Raw genomic sequence first — 16475 nt, forward strand, 5'->3', positions numbered from 1 at the left:
ATCGTCAGGTAGATTGTGATGTTCTGTCAGGTGTGACACCTGAGGAGATGGAGACGGTCCGCCCGCGCCTGGAGGCGTTCGCGGCGGAGATGCTCGGTTCGCTGGCGCGTCGGGACCAGCGGGCCAAGGGCGAGCTGTATCTGCGCGGGCTGATGCTGGACGGCAAGCGCAAGTCCATGCAGCCGATGGCCGAGCGCCTGGGCGTGGACCACCAGCAGCTGCAGCAGTTCGTCTCATCGTCCACCTGGGACTACTCCAAGGTCCGTGAGCGGCTGGCCCGTTGGGCTGCCGCGCACATTTCTCCCGAGGCGTACGCGATCGATGATGTCGGCTTCCCCAAGGACGGCTACGACTCACCGGGGGTGGCGCGGATGTACTGCGGCGCCCTGGGTAAGCGCGGCAACTGCCAGGTCGGCGTCAGTGTGAACCTGGTCAGTGACCGTGCGTCATCGGCTGTCGACTGGCGCCTGTTCCTGCCCGAGAGCTGGGACGACACCAAGTACGGCGAGGACGCGCTGATGGCCGAGGCGATCCGGCGCCGCCGCGCCAAGGCGGGAATCCCGGACACCGAGCGGCACCGGGAGAAGTGGCGCCTGGCGCTGGACATGCTCGACGAGGTGCGCGACAACTGGGAGTTGCCCGACCTTCCGGTCGCCGCCGACGCCGGATACGGCGACGCCACCGGCTTTCGCGAGGGCCTGACCGAGCGCGGCCTGACCTACGCGGTCGCGGTCAAAGCCACCACGACCGCGCACCCCGGCAATGCCACACCCCAACGCCCGCCGTACTCCGGGCAGGGCCGCCCTCCCGTGTCCGCCTACCCCCAACCGCACACCACCCTGCGCGCCCTGGCCCTGGCCGTCGGCCGAGCGGCCACCCGCACCGTCACCTGGCGCCAGGGCAGCAAGGCCACCAGACGCAACCCGAACGCCGAGATGCGCTCGCAGTTCCTGGCCCTGCGGGTCCGACCGGCCAACCGCACCATCCGCCGCGCCGCCGACGGCTCCCTGCCCGACTGCTGGCTGCTCGTCGAGTGGCCACCCGACTCCGCCGAGCCAACCGACTACTGGCTCTCGACGCTTCCCGCCGACACCCCACTGCGCGAACTGGTACGAATCGCCAAGATCCGATGGCGAGTTGAGCACGACTACCGCGAGCTCAAGGACGGTCTGGGCCTGGACCACTTCGAGGGCCGCAACTACCTCGGCTGGCACCGCCACGTCACCCTCGCGTCCCTCGCCCAGGCCTTCTGCACCATGCTCAGGCTCGACCCAAAAGCCCCTGCGCCGGCCTGACCCTCTACGCGGTCCTCCGCGAACTCCAGGCCCTCCTGGCCACCTGGACCGGCGCCTGCTCGATATGCGGCCAACCCGCACCAGCACCCGAACCCCACCACAGGACCTAACAAAGCCCTACTAGTGCCCCGGCAGGCAACGTTGCCTGTTGGCAACTAGGAGCCGGTGGCGCCGAGCAGGGCCCGGCAGTTCTGCCAGAGGGGGCTCAGCCGCTGGGTGTTGTTGTACAGCTTGGCGAACATCACCTGGCCCTCCAGCTGGGCCACCACCGCCCGCGCCGCCTCCCGCGTGTCGGCGACGGTGACATCACCGCGCTCGCGCGCCTCGGCGACGACCGATTCGACCATGTCGACCTGGGCGTCGAAGATCTCCTGCAGCCGCCCTCGGACGGTCTCGGTCTGGTTGCTCAACTCCAGGGTGAGGTTCCCGAACAGGCAGCCCGACACGGTGCCGCAGCCCTGTTGGACGGTGCGCTGGCCGGCCTCCGTCTCCTCGAACAGCTGCCGCAGCCGCTCCAGGGGCTCGGCGCTTGCGCCCAGGACGCGCGCCCAGTCGCGTTTCTGGGCCGCCCAGTGCTCGTCGACGACGGCGAGCGCGAGGGACTCCTTGGACTCGAAGAAGTAGTAGAAGCTGCCCTTCGGCACCCCGGCCGCCTTGCAGATCTCGGCCACGCCCAGCGCCGAGTAACCGCGCCCCTCGATCAACGAGCGCGCAGCCGCGAGAATCTTCTGCTTGGCGTCACTGGTGCGTCCCATGCGTCAAGCATACGGCGGTACTAGACCGGTCGGCTAGTGTGCCGGGCTCGGTCCTCCGTCACAGCAGCGGGAGCCCGTCGGCCTCGAGTCTCGCCACGAGCTCGGCCGCCGACGCCTTGATGGCCTCCAGGCCGCTCGTCCCCCAGGGCCGCGGCGCGACGTCGGCGACGCACACGGTGCCGAGCACCATGCCCGTGGTGTCGATGAGCGGCGCTCCGAGGTAGGAGTGGATGCCGTACTCGTCGACCACGGGGTTGCCCGCGAACCGCGGATAGTCGCGGACGTCCTCAAGTGCCAGGGCCCTGCGCCGGACCACCACATGGGGACAGAAACCATGGTCACGGGGCATGGAGCGGCCGACCTCGGGCCGGGTCCCGTCCTCCTTCACGACGAGTCCTACGGCGGGCGCGTGCAGGCCGGCAAAGTACTGGCCGTTCTCGTCGAGGAAGTTGACCATGGCGTAGGGCGAGCCGGTGAGCGCCGCCAGATGGCCCGCGTAGGCGTCGAGGGCGGGCTCGGGGCGCTCTCCCAGGCCCAGTCGGCGCAGTCGCCGGGTCCGGGCGGGGGCCTCCTTGTCCTCGGGGGTGAGCAGCAGACGACCGGCCGGGCGCGGCGGGTCGTAGCTCATGGCCGGGTTCCGTCGCTGTGCGCGTACGTCATATGCGGCTCCGGTGGGAAGGGGTGGGGTGTCACATGTGGGCGCCGTGGCTCGGCGCCGGGGTGGCGGGTGCGTGGGCGATGAGGTGGCGCACGAGGGTGAGCAGGGTCTGCACGCCGGAGGCGGAGATCCGGGCGTCGCAGCGGACGACCGGGATGTCCGGGTCGAGGTCGATGGCGGCGCGCACCTCCTCGGGGTCGTAGCGGTGGGCCCCGTCGAACTCGTTGATGGCGACGATGAAGCCCAGGCCGCGCTCCTCGAAGAAGTCGACGGCCGCGAAGCATTCCTCCAGGCGCCGGGTGTCGGCGAGGATCACCGCACCGAGCGCGCCCTCGCACAGCTCGTCCCACATGAACCAGAACCGCTCCTGGCCCGGCGTACCGAACAGGTACAGCACATGTTGCGGGTCGAGGGTGATGCGGCCGAAGTCCATGGCCACCGTCGTCTCGACCTTGTTCTCGATGCCGTCGAGGTTGTCGGTGGCGGCACTGACCGTGGTGAGCAGCTCCTCCGTGCTGAGCGGCGCGATCTCGCTGACGGCTCCGACGAAGGTCGTCTTGCCCACCCCGAACCCACCCGCCACCAGGATCTTGAGCGCGGTGGGGAAGGGATCGGCGCCTTCGTCGTAGTCGTAGTCGTAGTCAGAGCTGTCGTCGTAGTCCATCGAGCACTGCCTCCAGAAGGGCCCGGTCCGTGGGGTTGTGGTGGAACTCGGGGGGCTTTGTGGTGAGGGCGCCGCAGTCGACGAGGTCGGACAGCAGCACCTTGGTGACTGCCGCCGGCAGCTTGAGGTGGGCGGCGACCTCGGCGACCGAGACGGGGGCGCGGCACAGGTCGAGGGCCTGTGCGTGTTCGGGACCGAGGTAGCCGAGCGGGGTGGCTCCGGTGGCCATCACCTGGGAGATGAGGTCGAGGGCGACGCTGGGGCGGGTGCGGCCGTTGCTGACCGTGAACGGGCGCACCAGCCGTCCGGCCGCGTCGTCGAGCCAGGGCCCGTCGCCGGCCGTGGCCACGCTCAAGGCCTCATCGCCGTGGGTTCGACGGCGTGCTGCCGGGGCGCGGTCACCAGGTAGGGGCGGACGCTCTTGACCAGCATCGCCATCTCGTAACCGAGTACCGCGGCATCGGCCTCGCGGCCGGCGAGCACGGCGAGGCAGGTGCCGGAGCCGGCGGTGGTGACGAACAGCAGGGTGGAGTCGAGTTCGACGACGACCTGCCGGACGTCACCGCCGTCGCCGAAGCGGACACCGGCGCTGCGGCCGAGTGAGTAGAGACCGGAGGCCAGGGCGGCCATGTGGTCGGCACTGTCGGGGTCGAGGCCGTGCACCGACTTCACGAGCCCGTCGCAGGAGAGGAGCACGGCGCTGCTGGTGTGCGGTACGCGCTGGACGAGGCCGCTCATCAGCCAGTCGAGATCGGATACATGGCCGGTGGGGGCATCGGTCGCCATGGTGGATCGACTCCTTGGGATACGAAGGTCTGCGGGCGCGCCCGAAGGTGCGCCGGGGGTGGTTGCGGTGGGGGTGGTGACAGGAGTGGCAGCGGTGGTCATCCGGCTGGTGCGCTCCCGTCGGGGCGGTCGGGGCCGGGCGCGGTCGCGCTGTTGCGCGGGGCAGGTACGGGCCGCGGTTCGGCTATATGAGCCGGCTCCATGTGCGGTGGTACGTCCGTATGCGGTCCCTCTATGTGCCGTACGTCTGTGGGGCGTACGTCCATGGAGAGGGGCGTGGTCGTGGTGGTCAGGTCTGTGTGGCGGGACTCCGGCACCACGGCCGACTGCCGGTGTGCGGGCCGTGTCGGCGGGGGCTCGGGGTGGGCGGCGGCCGTGGGGGCGGACTCCGGGTTCTGCTGGGTCTCGGCCAGGCCGATACCGCGTTGGAAGGCCGCCATCAGGCCGGGGTCGTGGCCGACGACGGGCTCGGCGTCCTGCCGTGGGGCCGGTCCGCCGCGCAGTTGGGGTGCGAGGTGTTCCTGGGCGCGGCGACGGGGCAGTTGGGGCTTGCCCATGGTGCCGCGGACCGCGCCGCCTCGGGGCGTGGGCGGCGTCGCCGTGTGCTCGGCGACGACCGCACGCTCGTCGGGCCTGATACCGGGCACCGCTTCCGCCGGGTTGGGCCGCTCCTCCGCTCCGCGCACCGGCAGGGGCGTCGGTCGGCTGCCGGTGGCCGGCGCGGTGTCCGGCGGCCGCGAGTGCCCGGTGGGGGCGGCCGTGTCGGTTCCACCGTGCGGAGGCTGCGGGTGGGACGGCGGTACGGGGGCTGCTCGGCGCGCGCTCGTGGCCTCCCGCGGCTGCCGCCCCTCGACCGCGCCGTCCTGCACGGGGGGTACGGCGCCGAGGGCGCCCGGCGGGGTGCCCAGCAGGGCCTGCGGCACGACGAGTACGGCCTGTACCCCGCCGTAGATGTTGCTCTGCAGCCGGACGGTGATGCCGTGCCGTCGGGCGAGCTGCGAGACGACGAACAGCCCGATACGGCCGTCCGCGAGCAGTCGCGCGACGTTGACCTGGTCGGGGTCGGTGAGCAGGGCGTTCATCTTGTTCTGCTCGGCGACCGGCATACCGAGGCCGCGGTCCTCGACCTCGACGGCCAGTCCCGAGGTGACGAGGTTGGCGCGCAGCAGCACCTGGGTGTGCGGGGCGGAGAACACGGTGGCGTTCTCCACGAGTTCGGCCAGCAGGTGGATCACGTCGGCGACCGCGTGGCCGCGCAGGGTGCCGTCGATCGGCGGCACGAGTTTCACACGTGAGTACTGCTCGACCTCGGCGATCGCCGAGCGCAGCACCTCGGTCATGGAGACCGGGTTGCTCCACTGCCGACGGGAGACGGCGCCCCCGAGCACGGCGAGGTTCTCGGCGTGGCGGCGGATGCGGGTGGCGAGGTGGTCGACGTGGAAGAGGCCCTTGAGCAGGTCGGGGTCCTCGATCTCGTTCTCCAACTCGTCGAGGATCGCGATCTCACGTTGCACCAGCGACTGCAGCCGCCGCGCGAGGTTGACGAAGACCTCCAGCTTCTGTTCGCTGCCGGCCTGGCTGGAGAGCTGGGCGGCCTGCACGACGGCGGTGACGGCGCCGTCGTGCGCGCGGGCCAGGTCGGCGGCGAGCAGTTCGAAGTCGTCGGCGTCCTCGGGGGGTCCGCCGCGCGGCTTGCGTTGGGGCGGGACCTCGCCGCGGCGCAACGCCTCGACGAGCGCCCGTAGATCGGCCTCGCGGCGGGCGCTGCTGCGGCGCAGGGCACCGACGCGTTCGTGCACGGACCGGGCGGTCCGGCCGGCGGCCACGGCGGCGATCACGATGCCGGCGAGCGTCACACAGACCGCTCCGGCGAGTACGCCCCACAGGGTGATGCTGCTGCGGGCGCCGGTGGAGCGGACGGTGAACAGGACGGCGGCGCAGGCGCTGAGGGCAACCGCGACGGGGGGCAGTACGGCCAGGCGCAGCAGTTGGGGCCGTATGTGGGCCTCGGGCAGCGAGGGGACGGTACGGGCGACCGGCCGTCCGTGCCGTCCGCCCTCGCGGCGGTCTGCGCGTGCGGCCGGTGCGCGGAGGTGTGACATCGGTGTCCTCGTACTGGTCCGTCGGTCGGGGCCTTGAGTGGGCCCGGTCTGCGTGACTCGGGCATGCGGCATCGCGGCGCCGGTCGAGAGAGCCGACGAAACCGGCCCTGCGTCGCCCGACGGACACTCACAGTAGTCGCCAACGCATCATGTGCGGTGGGCAGTTGACAAAGTCCTACGGCAAGCGTCCCGCTCTGGTATGAGACCTCGTACGACAGACCGATAAGCCCGCCGGACGCCCCGTATCGAATGGCACACCGAATGATCGGACCTGGTCAGAAGCGGTCACGAAGAGACGGAGGGGGTCGGGGAGTTCAAAGCTCCCCGCCCCCCTCCGCCTGTCCGTTTCCTCGCTCGCCGGGGACGGCCGCGAGGTTCCTCGGTTTGTTTGGTGATCCTGTGCGGTGCTGGGGGCCTGGGCCGTCGGTGCGCGGTGAGCCGGAAGCTGCCGCTTGCCGAGGGCGAGTCCTCCCGCACCGCCTGTGCCCGTGCGGGTGTGCGTGGCGGGGTGGACGAGAAGACCGGCGAGGTCCTGCCCGCTGTGATGCTGGCGGAACGTGTCGGCTGGTGCGCGGATCTGGTGTCCGGCTTGGTCGGCTCGCTGCTGGCCGAGCACTGGAACGCCTGCGACGTCGGTGTGCTCGCCTCCGGCAAGGACGCTGGCGGGCGGACGCTGCCGTCGAAGGCGTGGATGGCGCTGCGGCGCCTGGGCTGGGCCGCGACGCCTGTCGAAGGCGTGAAGGTCAACGACCGGATCGTGCGCATGGCCCAGGAACAGGCCGGACGCACGCTGCGCGCCGCGCACTGGCGGGCCGAGCTGACCGCCGGAGTGCTGGCCGCCTGGCCGGTCGATCCGCGCAGGCGCACGGGGATGGAGTGGGACGCCGTTGGGGAGGCGATCCCCGGCGGGGAGCATCTGCCGTCTTCCGTCATCAGGGCCCGCACCCGCCAGGCCGCTACGTTCGCGCAGGCCAAAGGGCGCCTGCCAGTGGATGTGTTCGAGCTGGAAGACCCGCCGCGGGTGGCGCGGATGCTGCTGCTCGCCGCGTGCGACGGGCAGCAGGCCACCATCGAACGCTGTGCAAGCGACCCGCACAAGGCCCTGCTGCGGCTGAAGCTGCCCACCCGCCCCGACCCGCAGGCATACGCGGACTGGACCTGGGTGTCCTGCCCGATCACCCTGCCGCCCACCGTTCCCGCGAACGCGGCGCTGCACCTGCCCACCCTGCGCATCATGGGCGGCACAGTGCGGGCCGATGTGGCCTACACCCATGCCGTGCCGAAGGCCCGGCGCACCGGCCGCACCGTGGCGCTCGGCGTGGACTGGGGACTGAACACGCTCCTGTCCGCGGGCGCCGCCCGGCTGCACAGCGACGGGCGGATCACCACACTCGGGGCGGGCGCCCAGTTCCGGGCCTCGGGTGTTCTGGCCAAGCAGCACCGCCTGCGCCGCTTGTCCGAGTACCTGCATGCCAAGGCCGACCACATCGAGCGGCTCATCGCAGACGACGAGCAGCACGCCCTGGCGGGCAAGCGCGCGGTTGTCCAAGACGAGATCGGGCACGTGTCCGAGCGCCGCTCGCACCTCAACGACGCCCTCGCCCGGGCCGCCGCACGCTGGGCCGTCGACCAGGCCATCGCCGCCGGGGCCACGGTCATCTACCTTGAAGACCTGCGGTCGCTGGAAGCCAAAGGCATGGGCCGTACCCTCAACACGCGTCTGTCCCAACAGGTGCGCGGCCAGATCGCCGAGCGCATGCGGCACCTGGCCGCCGAGGCCGGCGTCGCCGTGGTGACGGTCCCGGCGAAGAACACCTCGAAGCACTGTCCGCAGTGCCCGACCCCGGTTCGGCACCGCAAAGCCCCCGACGGACCGACCGTCGCGGGCTGGAAGTGGGCCATCTGCCCCAACCCCCAATGCGGCTGGCAGGGCGACCGCGACCAGGGCGCCTGGCGCCGCATCGCCGCCCGCGGCCTCACCCACCAGGCCAAGACCGTCATCGACCGTACCAGCGGCACCATGGTCGTCCGCTCGGTGGTGGACACACTCGAAACCCGGGCGGTCATCACCCCGACCGCGCCGCAAACCAGCCGGAAGGACCGGTCGAAGACCGGACCCACCCGGCACTGCAAGACCACACATCCCGCGCCCAGGCGACGCAGGGCACCCTCCCCCACCAGGCCCCAGGGCCCGGCGGGCCAGCGTCCGGAGGGGCACGCACCACCGGGCCGGAAGCGGCTGCCCCGCGCAGCCGACCGGCACCAGGGCGTGACGACGACCAGCACACCCACCACCCGCCGACACCGGCCACGAGGGGCAGCACGGGGCGCGGGATTCCACCTCCACACCCACGCCTCCCCACCACGGTGGGAAACGATCCACCCGATCCCGCGGCTCGCGGATCACACAGGATCGCTCAGCTGATCAGAGATGCTTGCCGAGCGCCTGTGCCGCCCCCACCCGGCCCCGTGGAACATCACCGGTCGTCACCGTGCTGATCAGCGGCTGCTGCCGCCGGTCAGCAGGTGAGCCGCGACCGGACCTCGACCGTCACCCCTCGCCCGCCAGGCCGAGGTCACCCCGGCCGTGCGGTGCCGTCACCGCTCCCGTCGGACGGCGCCACGCGTGCGGGAGAGGCGCGGACACCGCTCGCCACCACGGGTCGACCGGAAGCTTCTCGGCCGGCTCGAAGGGCTCACCGGGACGGGGGAACGCCACCGCCTGCCCCGCCAGCTCGGCGGCATCCATCGTCCACTCGCCGGGCTCGGCCCAGGCATGCGGGGCGAGGTTGAAGGTCCCCCAGTGGATCGGCAGCAGCACACCGCCCGGCTCCCCGCCCTGAAGGTCGAGATGGGCGCGCATGCCCTCGTCCGGAGTCATGTGGATGTCGGGCCAAATACCGTTCTGGGATCCTTGATCAAAGAGTGCACAGTCGACACGTCGGCCACCTCATGGCCTCCTGCTCCCGCCTCCAGCCGAGGGCGCTCAGATCAGCCTCGACGCGCTCCACAGCACCTGCGAGGCGACCTCCGCGCCGAGCTGGTTCAGGAGCCGAACGCCGATGCCGGGGAAGAGGCCCGATGCTCAATACGCTACTCGCGCTTTGCCGTGGATCACCCAGGTGTCGAACACGTCCTCCGATAGGCGAAGTCCTTCACCCCCAGCGGGTGGGCCGGGTGCAGGTGTGCCCCGGCAGCCTGCACTTGCCCGTTACGCCCCTGTCACCACATCACTCGTGCTCCACACCCACCCCGAAGCCGCTGGCCGACGCCACGTCAACAACGTCATCACCCGCAACAACCAGCTGGCCGTCGACCAGCGCTCGGCAGCGGACACAAGACTGCCGGTGACGAGCTGAGACGCCCCCGAGGACGGCACCCCGCCCGCCACCTCGACTTACACCGCCAGAGCGACATGTCCGCAAATGTGGCTTATGGTCGGAAAAGGACCTTGCTGCGAGGAGCGCTGCGTGGCGCCGCGGCCACCTCAGACATGTCCGGCATGACGGACGTCAACCGGTGGGTGAGGAACCGTAGTTGGAGGGCCTCCCGCCGAGTTCTGGCAGACACTCGCGAAGGTGGGAAACCCATGCGCGACCGGTACGACGCCCTTGTGATCGGAAGCGGATTCGGTGGGGCGGTCGCCGCGTGCCGACTGACTCAGGCGGGCCGGCACGTCGGCATTCTGGAACGGGGACGCAGATACACGCTGGGCACGTTCCCACGTGACTGGAGCAATCCGCTGAACGGCTGGCTGTACGAGCACGACCAGGGGCTGTTCGATGTGCGCCCCATCAATGAGATGACGATCGTGCAGGGCGCGGCCTACGGCGGCGGTTCGCACATCTACGCCAATGTGCATCTGCGGATGCCTCCGGACGGCTTCGCACACGGGTGGCCGCGCGGATACGACCGGGCGTCGCTCGACCCGTACTACGACCTGGTCGCCTGGATGCTGGACCTGAACACCGTCGGCGCCGACCAGCCGTTCGGGGTACCGCCCAAGACCGTCCGGTCCCGCGAGGCGGCCGAGCGGATGGGGCGCGGGGGTCAGTTCACGCTGACCCCACTGGCGGTGGACTTCGGCGATCCCTACACGCTGCACACCAACAAGTTCGGCGCCCAGCAGTACGGCTGCCGGCATGTCGGCGAGTGCGACATCGGCTGCAACTACCAGGCGAAGAACACCCTCGACCTGAACTACCTGACGGTGGCGGAACGGCACGGGGCGGAGGTCGGCACCCGCTGTGAGGTCACCCGCGTCACCCCGACGCAGGACGGCGGGTACGAGGTCCTGTTCACCGACCACGAGGCGGGCGGTGAGGAGCGGCGGACCACCGCCCCGGCCGTCGTCCTCGCCGCGGGTGCGGTCAACACCACAGAGCTGCTGCTGCGTTGCCGGGACCAGTACCGCACACTGCCGCGGCTGTCCTTCATGCTGGGCCGCCGCTACTCGGGCAACGGCGACTACCTCGGCTTCGCGTTCGGCACCGACCAGCCAATGGAGCCGTGGTCCGGCCCCACCATCACCTCCGCCATCGTCCACGACCGCGGCACCGGTGCCGCCCGGCGCTGGTTCCTCTTCCAGGAGGGCGGTTTCCCGCGCGAGATCGCGGGACTGTTGCAGCTGCTCGACGAGGGCGACGAGCGCCTCGTCGGCCTGCACAGGGCGCAGGACGACGTGCTGGAGGGGATCAGGAAGGCGGCCCGCGAGCGGATCGGCGCCGACGAGAAGGACGGCGAGCGTTCGGCGTGCTTCCTGGCCATGGGCCGGGACACGGCCGACGGGCGGATCTCGCTGGTGCCGGCCACCCATGACCTGCGGGTCACCTGGAACCTGAACAAGAACCTCGGTCTGTACGAGACCGAGGAGCGCTTCTGCAAGGACATGGCCGAGGCACTGGGCGGCAGGCCGGCGGCCAATCCGCTGTGGCGGGCGCTGCGCCTGCCGGTCTCGGTGCACAACCTGGGCGGCTGTGTCATGGCCGACGACCCGTCACAGGGCGTGGTGGACGCCCATGGTGAGGTGTTCGGCCACCCGAACCTGTTCGTGCTGGACGGCGGATGCCTGCCCGCCTCGACCGGGGTCAACCCGGCGCACACCATCGCCGCGGTGGCCGAACGGAACGTCGAGGCGCTGATCCGCCGGATCACCATGCAGCCACGGTGGACCGCCCCGGAGCGGGAGCACGCCGTCCCGGTGGCCGATCCGCTGGACGCCCTGCACATCCCGGCCGGCGGTACCCCGGCCCCGGCCGCGCCCGGGACCGGGTTGCGGTTCACGGAGACCATGCACGGCACGCTGGGCCGCCCCGAGGACTCCGATCCGCGGGCGGGATCCGAGGCGTCCTTCCGTGTGACGGTGACCGCTCCGGTCCTGGCGGATTTCCTCGCCGACGCGACGCACCCGATGGCCGCCCACGGCACGGTCCACGTGCCGGGGATCACCGGTCGGGACGGCGCGCAGGTGGCAGGTGGTGCGGTGAACCTGCTGGTCTCGGGCGACGACCGGGACTCGCGGAAGATGATCTACACGCTGCCGTTCTTCGGGCAGGACGGCCTGCCGTACGTGCTGGACGGGGTGAAGGACGTCCGAGACCACGGCCGGTTCGACATCTGGGGCTCCACCACGACGCTGCACACCCGCGTCCGCCGCGGCAGCACGCCGGACGGACCGGTGGTCCTCAGCGGTGATCTCCGGCTGGATGCCTTCGACTTCGCCCGGCAGCTGACGACCGTACGGATCACCGCGACGGCGAACCCGCTGTGGCAGGCCGGGGCACTGGCGCGCTTCGGGCTGTTCTTCGCCGGATCGATCTGGGACGTCTTCGTGCGGCCCAGGCTGCCCGCGCCGCTGTCGCTGCCATCGGCCGGCCGGGGAGGAGGCCGGTGACCGGGCGCGCGGAGGAAGCCGAGGAGGTCGAGGTGTCTGCCCGGCCCCGGAAGCGGTCGCTGATCCTGGCCGGTGGCGGCATCAAGGTGGCGTTCCAGGCAGGAGTGCTGCAGGTGTGGCTGGACGAGGCAGGACTGCGCTTCGACCACGCCGACGGGGCCAGCGGCGGCAGCTTCAATCTGGCGATGCTCTGCCAGGGCATGTCCGGCACCGAGATCGCAGACGCCTGGCGCCGGACCTCTCCCGCGTCCGGGGTGTCCCCGAACTGGCGGCAGTTCGCCCGGCCCGGCTACCTGGAGTCGCTGTTCACCCTGGACGCCTACCGGCGCAATGTCTTCCCGCGCTGGGGCCTGGACTTCGACCGCGTCCGGTCCTCCGCCCTGGACGCGACGTTCAACGTCTACAACGTCACCCGCCAGCGGCTCCAGGTGCTCACGCCGCAGCGGATGTCGGAGGACTTCCTGGCTGCCTGTGTCTCCCTTCCCATGTGGTTCCCACCGGTGCGGATCGACGGGGAGACCTACATCGACCCGGTGTACGTCACCGACGCCAACCTGGAGGAGGCGATCGACCGGGGAGCCGACGAGATCTGGGTGATCTGGACGGTGAGCGAGCGGGGCGAATGGCACCGGGGGTTCACCGCCGCGTACTTCCAGATCATCGAGGCCGCGGCGAACGGTGCGTTCCGCCGGATCCTGGACCGCATCGAGCGGAACAACGAGGCCATCGCCACCGGGGGTACGGGGGAGTTCGGCCGCCGTATCGAGGTGAACGTCCTGGCGGCCGAGGTGCCGTTGCACTATCTGGTCGGCTTCGGCGCCGACCGGCTGCACGAGGCGGTCAACCGCGGGGTTCTGGCAGCCCGCGCCTGGTGTGCGGAACGCAAGATCCCGCTGGCCGAACCGGCTCCGCCGCCCGCTCCCGAGGCCCCTGTGTCACTGCGGTTCGCCGAGCGGCTGAGGGGAACCGTGGCACCCCTGTCCGTCGGCAGCAGGGTCTCCTCGTCCGCTGACGACAACGGGGGGCCACTCTCCGGCCGGGAGGTGCCGCTCTCCGTCAGCCTGGACATCTCCGCCGACGACCTCGACCAGTTCCTGACCGACCCGGAGCACAGCGCTTCGGTGAGCGGCCGGCTGAGCTCCACCGCGTTCGGCGGCGACCGTCCGCTCACCGGCGGAAGTCTCCAGCTGCTGGTGGACGACGACAGCGACCCGGCCCGCAAGAAGATCCAGTACTGGCTGTACTTCACCGATGAGCACCAGGCGCCGCTGACCCTGATCGGAAGCAGGCGGCTGGCGAGCGGTGATCCGCTGCGGATCTGGAACGAGGCCACTGTCCTCCACGCACGTGTCGTCCGGGGGCACCGCGTACCGGCCGATGAGTGGAACGGCCGGGAGCCGGACGGTGCCGTGGCCACGGCGGTGCTGCGACTCGGGCCTGCCGACCTGCTCCGGCAGCTCACCACCGTCCGTGTCTCGGGCTCGCTGCCGGGGGCCAGGGCCGCCGGGCTGGCCCGGTTGGGCGCGATGGTGTTCGGCAAGTTGTGGGACGTCTATGCCCGTCCCGTCCTCACCTGGGGCCCCGTCTAGGGTCCGGCCAACGGATGGAGAAGCCATGTCCATCGGCCCGAGAGATCTTCCCGCCCACTACCCGAAGCTGGCCGACTGCCTGGTCGGGACGAAGGATCACCCTGATCCCGAGATCGCGTACGCGCTCGCCACCTGCTCGGGGTACGCCTACGCCCACGTCAACGGGGTCGCCGACACCAGAACGGTCGCGACGATGATGGCGCGGATGGGGCTCCCGGAGAACCGCTGTCATGCCATCGAACTGTCCATCGACTCGATGTACATCGACAGCACGGTGTTCCTGGTCCAGAGCCGCGACCGCGAGGTGGTGATCCTCTGCTACCGGGGTAGTGAGGTGTTCGATCTCGTCGACTGGCTGAGCGACTTCGACGTCGAGCCGGAGATCTACACCTTCCGTTTCCGCGGGACGGAAGAGTGCGCCGATGTCCACAGCGGTTTCTTCCGCGGCGCGCGGGCCGCGTACGACGACGTGGTGAGGGTGCTCAAGCGCGCCTGGCGCGGGCAATCAGTGGTGGAGGAGGAGCAAGAGGACGACGACAGACGCGACCGGCTGGGGAGGATGAAGGCCCTCTACATCACCGGGCACAGCCTCGGCGGAGCCGTCGGGGTGCTGACGGCGGTCCTGCTGAAACAGGATCCGGATCCCGAGGTGAGGGAGATCGCGTCGACGCTGAGGGCCGTCTACACATACGGTCAGCCCATGTTCGGCTCCCCGAAGTTCGCCGCGCAGTGCCTGCAGATGGACGGATTCTTCGACCGTAACCTCATCCGGTACGTCCACCGCCGCGACGTCGTGCCCCACGTGCCTCCCGGGGAGACGGGTCGCTTCCGGCACTTCGGTCAGGAATGGGTGTACCGCCCGAGCGGAAGAGGGACCGGGGACCGGAGCCCGAGTCAGGAATGGACACCCGGTACCCGCCGCACGGGACAGGCGAACGTCATCGAGTTCCCCCTCCTTCCGTTCTTCTTGGACTACACGGCCCGCAGGACGCCGATCGGACGAACTCTCATCTCGGGCTGGAACCGCGTCGCGGGCACCTTCGACGGCCGGATCCTCGGTGCCACCGAGCGGATCCCTGTGGTCGGTCCCTACCTGGGTCTGCCCTTCGTGTACTCCATGGAGGACCACGCCCCCCATCACTACGTCGCCAAGCTGGCCACGCCCGGAGTCATGAACGAATTCCGCTGACCCGGCCACCGGGCATGCGGCGGCGGTGCGGCGCGCCAGGGCAGAGCGCACGGAGCGGACCGGCGTTGCAGAGCCGGTCGCGCAGCCGGTGCTCACGCGGGCTCAGACCGTACGCGGCGCGGAAGGCGCGGCTGAAGGCCGCCGGATCGGGGAACCCTCAGCGCTTCGAAGAGCCCGGTGTGGCCGCGATTCAGCGGGCATCCGCAGTGCTGATGGAACCTCCTGACAGCGCTCCCGTCGGGACGGCCATGCGAGTCAAGAGCTCGCCGAACCGGCGACGGGGGAGGCGCGCGTGGTCACCGGTGAGGTAAATACCCCCGGGGTACTTCAGCTCGTCCGCACTCAGCCCTCGCCCACAAGGTCGAGGTCGTCACGAGACGCCACCGGAGTGATCTCCGGGACGGGCCACTTGCGGTTCAGCGGCAGGGACACATCCCGCCACCAAGGGTGCGCGGGGAGATCCCGGCAGGCTCGAAGGGCTGGCCTGGAACGGGGAGGGCGACCGCCTGTCCGACCGCGCCGGCTGCGGCCAGCGTCCACTCCCCCGGCTCGGCCCAGGGATGCAACGAAAGGTTGAATGTTCCCCAGTGGATCGGCAGCATGACACCGCTCGGCTGGCCTTGCTGCAGGTCAAGGTGGCTCTGGACCCCTTGCGAGGGGTTCATGTGAATGTCCGGCCACGCGCCCGGCAGCGGCGTAGAATCCGTGTGGTTCTTGGGCCACAAGCCGTTCTTGATTCTTTCAACCCACAGCAACTCTATGGCGCTCAAAAGTAGTGGCTCGGACAGCCGCGGCGTGTCTCAGGGCAGGGGCGAGCAGCGCCGCATCCACCGCCTGGGCCAGCGTGTCGGCTCATACGAGCCAATCACCGCTGTCCGCTGAGACTGCGCGAGCTGCAGCACCGCGGCAACCTGGACGCTCAGCGTGTGGCGGCGCGCATACGATCAGGGCGATGGCGATCAGGGTGAGAACGGCCGCCGGGGGTGTGCCCTTGTAGTCACCGACCCGCAGGTGGGCGGCGACCGCGCCGGCGAAGTAGAGCGTCAGGCCGACAGCCGCGGCGATCCCGAGCGCCCCCCACCAGACGCTGCGTCGGCTCCAGGACAACGGGCTCGTCGAGCGGCGCGGTACGCCGAGGCGCCACCGCGCGTGGAGTACAGCCTGACCGAGATCGGGCGCACCCTGGAGGATCCCATCAGAATGCTCACCGCCTGGGCGAGGGACCACGGTGAGACGATCGCCCCTTATCAGGAGACCGCCGGGGCGAAGAACACGTCCAAGGGTTCCTGACTTCCGCTCGTCGGGGTGACGTCGGATTGCGGGTAGCGGGGGTGTTCGCGGGCCGGGTCGGCTGCCTTCACTTCCGCCGCGTCGAGCGCGCCGAAGGCGGTGACATGGCCGTACGGGAATGGGCGCAGGCGTCTGCGGATGCGAATCCGATACCGAGCGCGGCGTTCTGGCCCTTGGTAATTCCTCACTCTGGCAATTCCCCGCGTGCGAGTGCCCTTTGGCCGGCCTGTCCGTCACAACTGGCCTGTCCGCCA

The 16475-nt window shown here is 70.6% G+C and carries 14 protein-coding genes and 2 pseudogenes; 7 read left to right on the forward strand and 9 right to left on the reverse strand.

Annotated elements, in window-relative coordinates:
- Positions 1–32: 32 nt before the first annotated feature.
- The gene (locus ACKTSN_RS06410; protein ID WP_409467247.1) at positions 33–1295 is read left to right on the forward strand and encodes an IS701 family transposase; all 1263 of its coding nucleotides are present in this window, start codon (positions 33–35) and stop codon (positions 1293–1295) included.
- Between the two features lie 155 nt (positions 1296–1450).
- Here the strand turns inward: ACKTSN_RS06410 and ACKTSN_RS06415 are convergent, their stop codons facing one another.
- From ACKTSN_RS06415 to ACKTSN_RS06440, 6 genes are all read right to left on the reverse strand, one after another.
- Positions 1451–2050 (reverse strand): TetR/AcrR family transcriptional regulator, encoded by a 600-nt coding sequence (locus ACKTSN_RS06415; RefSeq protein ID WP_409468191.1) that lies wholly within the window; start codon positions 2048–2050, stop codon positions 1451–1453.
- Positions 2051–2108: 58 nt separating this feature from the next.
- Positions 2109–2678 carry a GAF domain-containing protein gene (locus ACKTSN_RS06420; protein ID WP_409468192.1) on the reverse strand — a complete coding sequence of 190 codons (570 nt, stop codon included), beginning with the start codon at positions 2676–2678 and terminating at the stop codon, positions 2109–2111.
- 61 nt (positions 2679–2739) lie between these two features.
- A complete protein-coding gene (locus tag ACKTSN_RS06425; RefSeq protein ID WP_409468193.1) occupies positions 2740–3372 on the reverse strand; it encodes a GTP-binding protein in 633 nt (210 codons plus the stop codon).
- Positions 3350–3721: a DUF742 domain-containing protein gene (locus tag ACKTSN_RS06430; RefSeq protein WP_224733793.1), complete on the reverse strand. Its 372-nt coding sequence runs from the start codon at positions 3719–3721 to the stop codon at positions 3350–3352. The genes ACKTSN_RS06425 and ACKTSN_RS06430 overlap by 23 nt, the downstream gene beginning before the upstream one ends.
- A gap of 2 nt (positions 3722–3723) precedes the next feature.
- Positions 3724–4158: a roadblock/LC7 domain-containing protein gene (locus tag ACKTSN_RS06435; RefSeq protein ID WP_129803880.1), complete on the reverse strand. Its 435-nt coding sequence runs from the start codon at positions 4156–4158 to the stop codon at positions 3724–3726.
- A gap of 98 nt (positions 4159–4256) precedes the next feature.
- A complete protein-coding gene (locus ACKTSN_RS06440; RefSeq protein ID WP_409468194.1) occupies positions 4257–6260 on the reverse strand; it encodes a sensor histidine kinase in 2004 nt (667 codons plus the stop codon).
- A 433-nt stretch (positions 6261–6693) separates the two neighbouring features.
- On the opposite strand from ACKTSN_RS06440, the gene ACKTSN_RS06445 reads away from it, so the two are divergent.
- Complete coding sequence (locus tag ACKTSN_RS06445; RefSeq protein WP_409468195.1) at positions 6694–8685, forward strand: zinc ribbon domain-containing protein; 1992 nt, start codon at positions 6694–6696, stop codon at positions 8683–8685.
- Between the two features lie 126 nt (positions 8686–8811).
- Here ACKTSN_RS06445 and ACKTSN_RS06450 read toward each other — a convergent pair.
- Positions 8812–9159: pseudogene (locus ACKTSN_RS06450) on the reverse strand (MBL fold metallo-hydrolase); the annotation flags it as partial.
- A gap of 337 nt (positions 9160–9496) precedes the next feature.
- Here ACKTSN_RS06450 and ACKTSN_RS06455 point away from each other — a divergent pair.
- The 4 genes from ACKTSN_RS06455 (at position 9497) to ACKTSN_RS06470 (ending at position 14931) form a co-directional block, all read left to right on the forward strand.
- Positions 9497–9619: a hypothetical protein gene (locus ACKTSN_RS06455; RefSeq protein ID WP_409468196.1), complete on the forward strand. Its 123-nt coding sequence runs from the start codon at positions 9497–9499 to the stop codon at positions 9617–9619.
- A 230-nt stretch (positions 9620–9849) separates the two neighbouring features.
- Positions 9850–12153 carry a GMC oxidoreductase gene (locus ACKTSN_RS06460; RefSeq protein ID WP_409468197.1) on the forward strand — a complete coding sequence of 768 codons (2304 nt, stop codon included), beginning with the start codon at positions 9850–9852 and terminating at the stop codon, positions 12151–12153.
- The gene (locus ACKTSN_RS06465; RefSeq protein WP_409468198.1) at positions 12150–13742 is read left to right on the forward strand and encodes a patatin-like phospholipase family protein; all 1593 of its coding nucleotides are present in this window, start codon (positions 12150–12152) and stop codon (positions 13740–13742) included. Before ACKTSN_RS06460 ends, ACKTSN_RS06465 begins: the two co-directional genes overlap by 4 nt.
- 25 nt (positions 13743–13767) lie before the next feature.
- Positions 13768–14931, forward strand: a complete 1164-nt coding sequence (locus ACKTSN_RS06470) for a lipase family protein (protein WP_409468199.1) — start codon at positions 13768–13770, stop codon at positions 14929–14931.
- A gap of 342 nt (positions 14932–15273) precedes the next feature.
- Here ACKTSN_RS06470 and ACKTSN_RS06475 read toward each other — a convergent pair.
- Positions 15274–15653: pseudogene (locus tag ACKTSN_RS06475) on the reverse strand (MBL fold metallo-hydrolase); the annotation flags it as partial.
- A gap of 130 nt (positions 15654–15783) precedes the next feature.
- Positions 15784–16038 (reverse strand): DoxX family protein, encoded by a 255-nt coding sequence (locus ACKTSN_RS06480; protein WP_409468200.1) that lies wholly within the window; start codon positions 16036–16038, stop codon positions 15784–15786.
- Positions 16039–16080: 42 nt separating this feature from the next.
- On the opposite strand from ACKTSN_RS06480, the gene ACKTSN_RS06485 reads away from it, so the two are divergent.
- Entirely contained in the window at positions 16081–16221 is a 141-nt protein-coding gene (locus ACKTSN_RS06485; protein WP_409468201.1) for a hypothetical protein, read from the forward strand.
- Positions 16222–16475 lie beyond the last annotated feature (254 nt).

Origin of the sequence: Streptomyces flavusporus, assembly GCF_046267975.1 — a bacterium.
GTDB classification, from domain to species: domain Bacteria; phylum Actinomycetota; class Actinomycetes; order Streptomycetales; family Streptomycetaceae; genus Streptomyces; species Streptomyces flavusporus.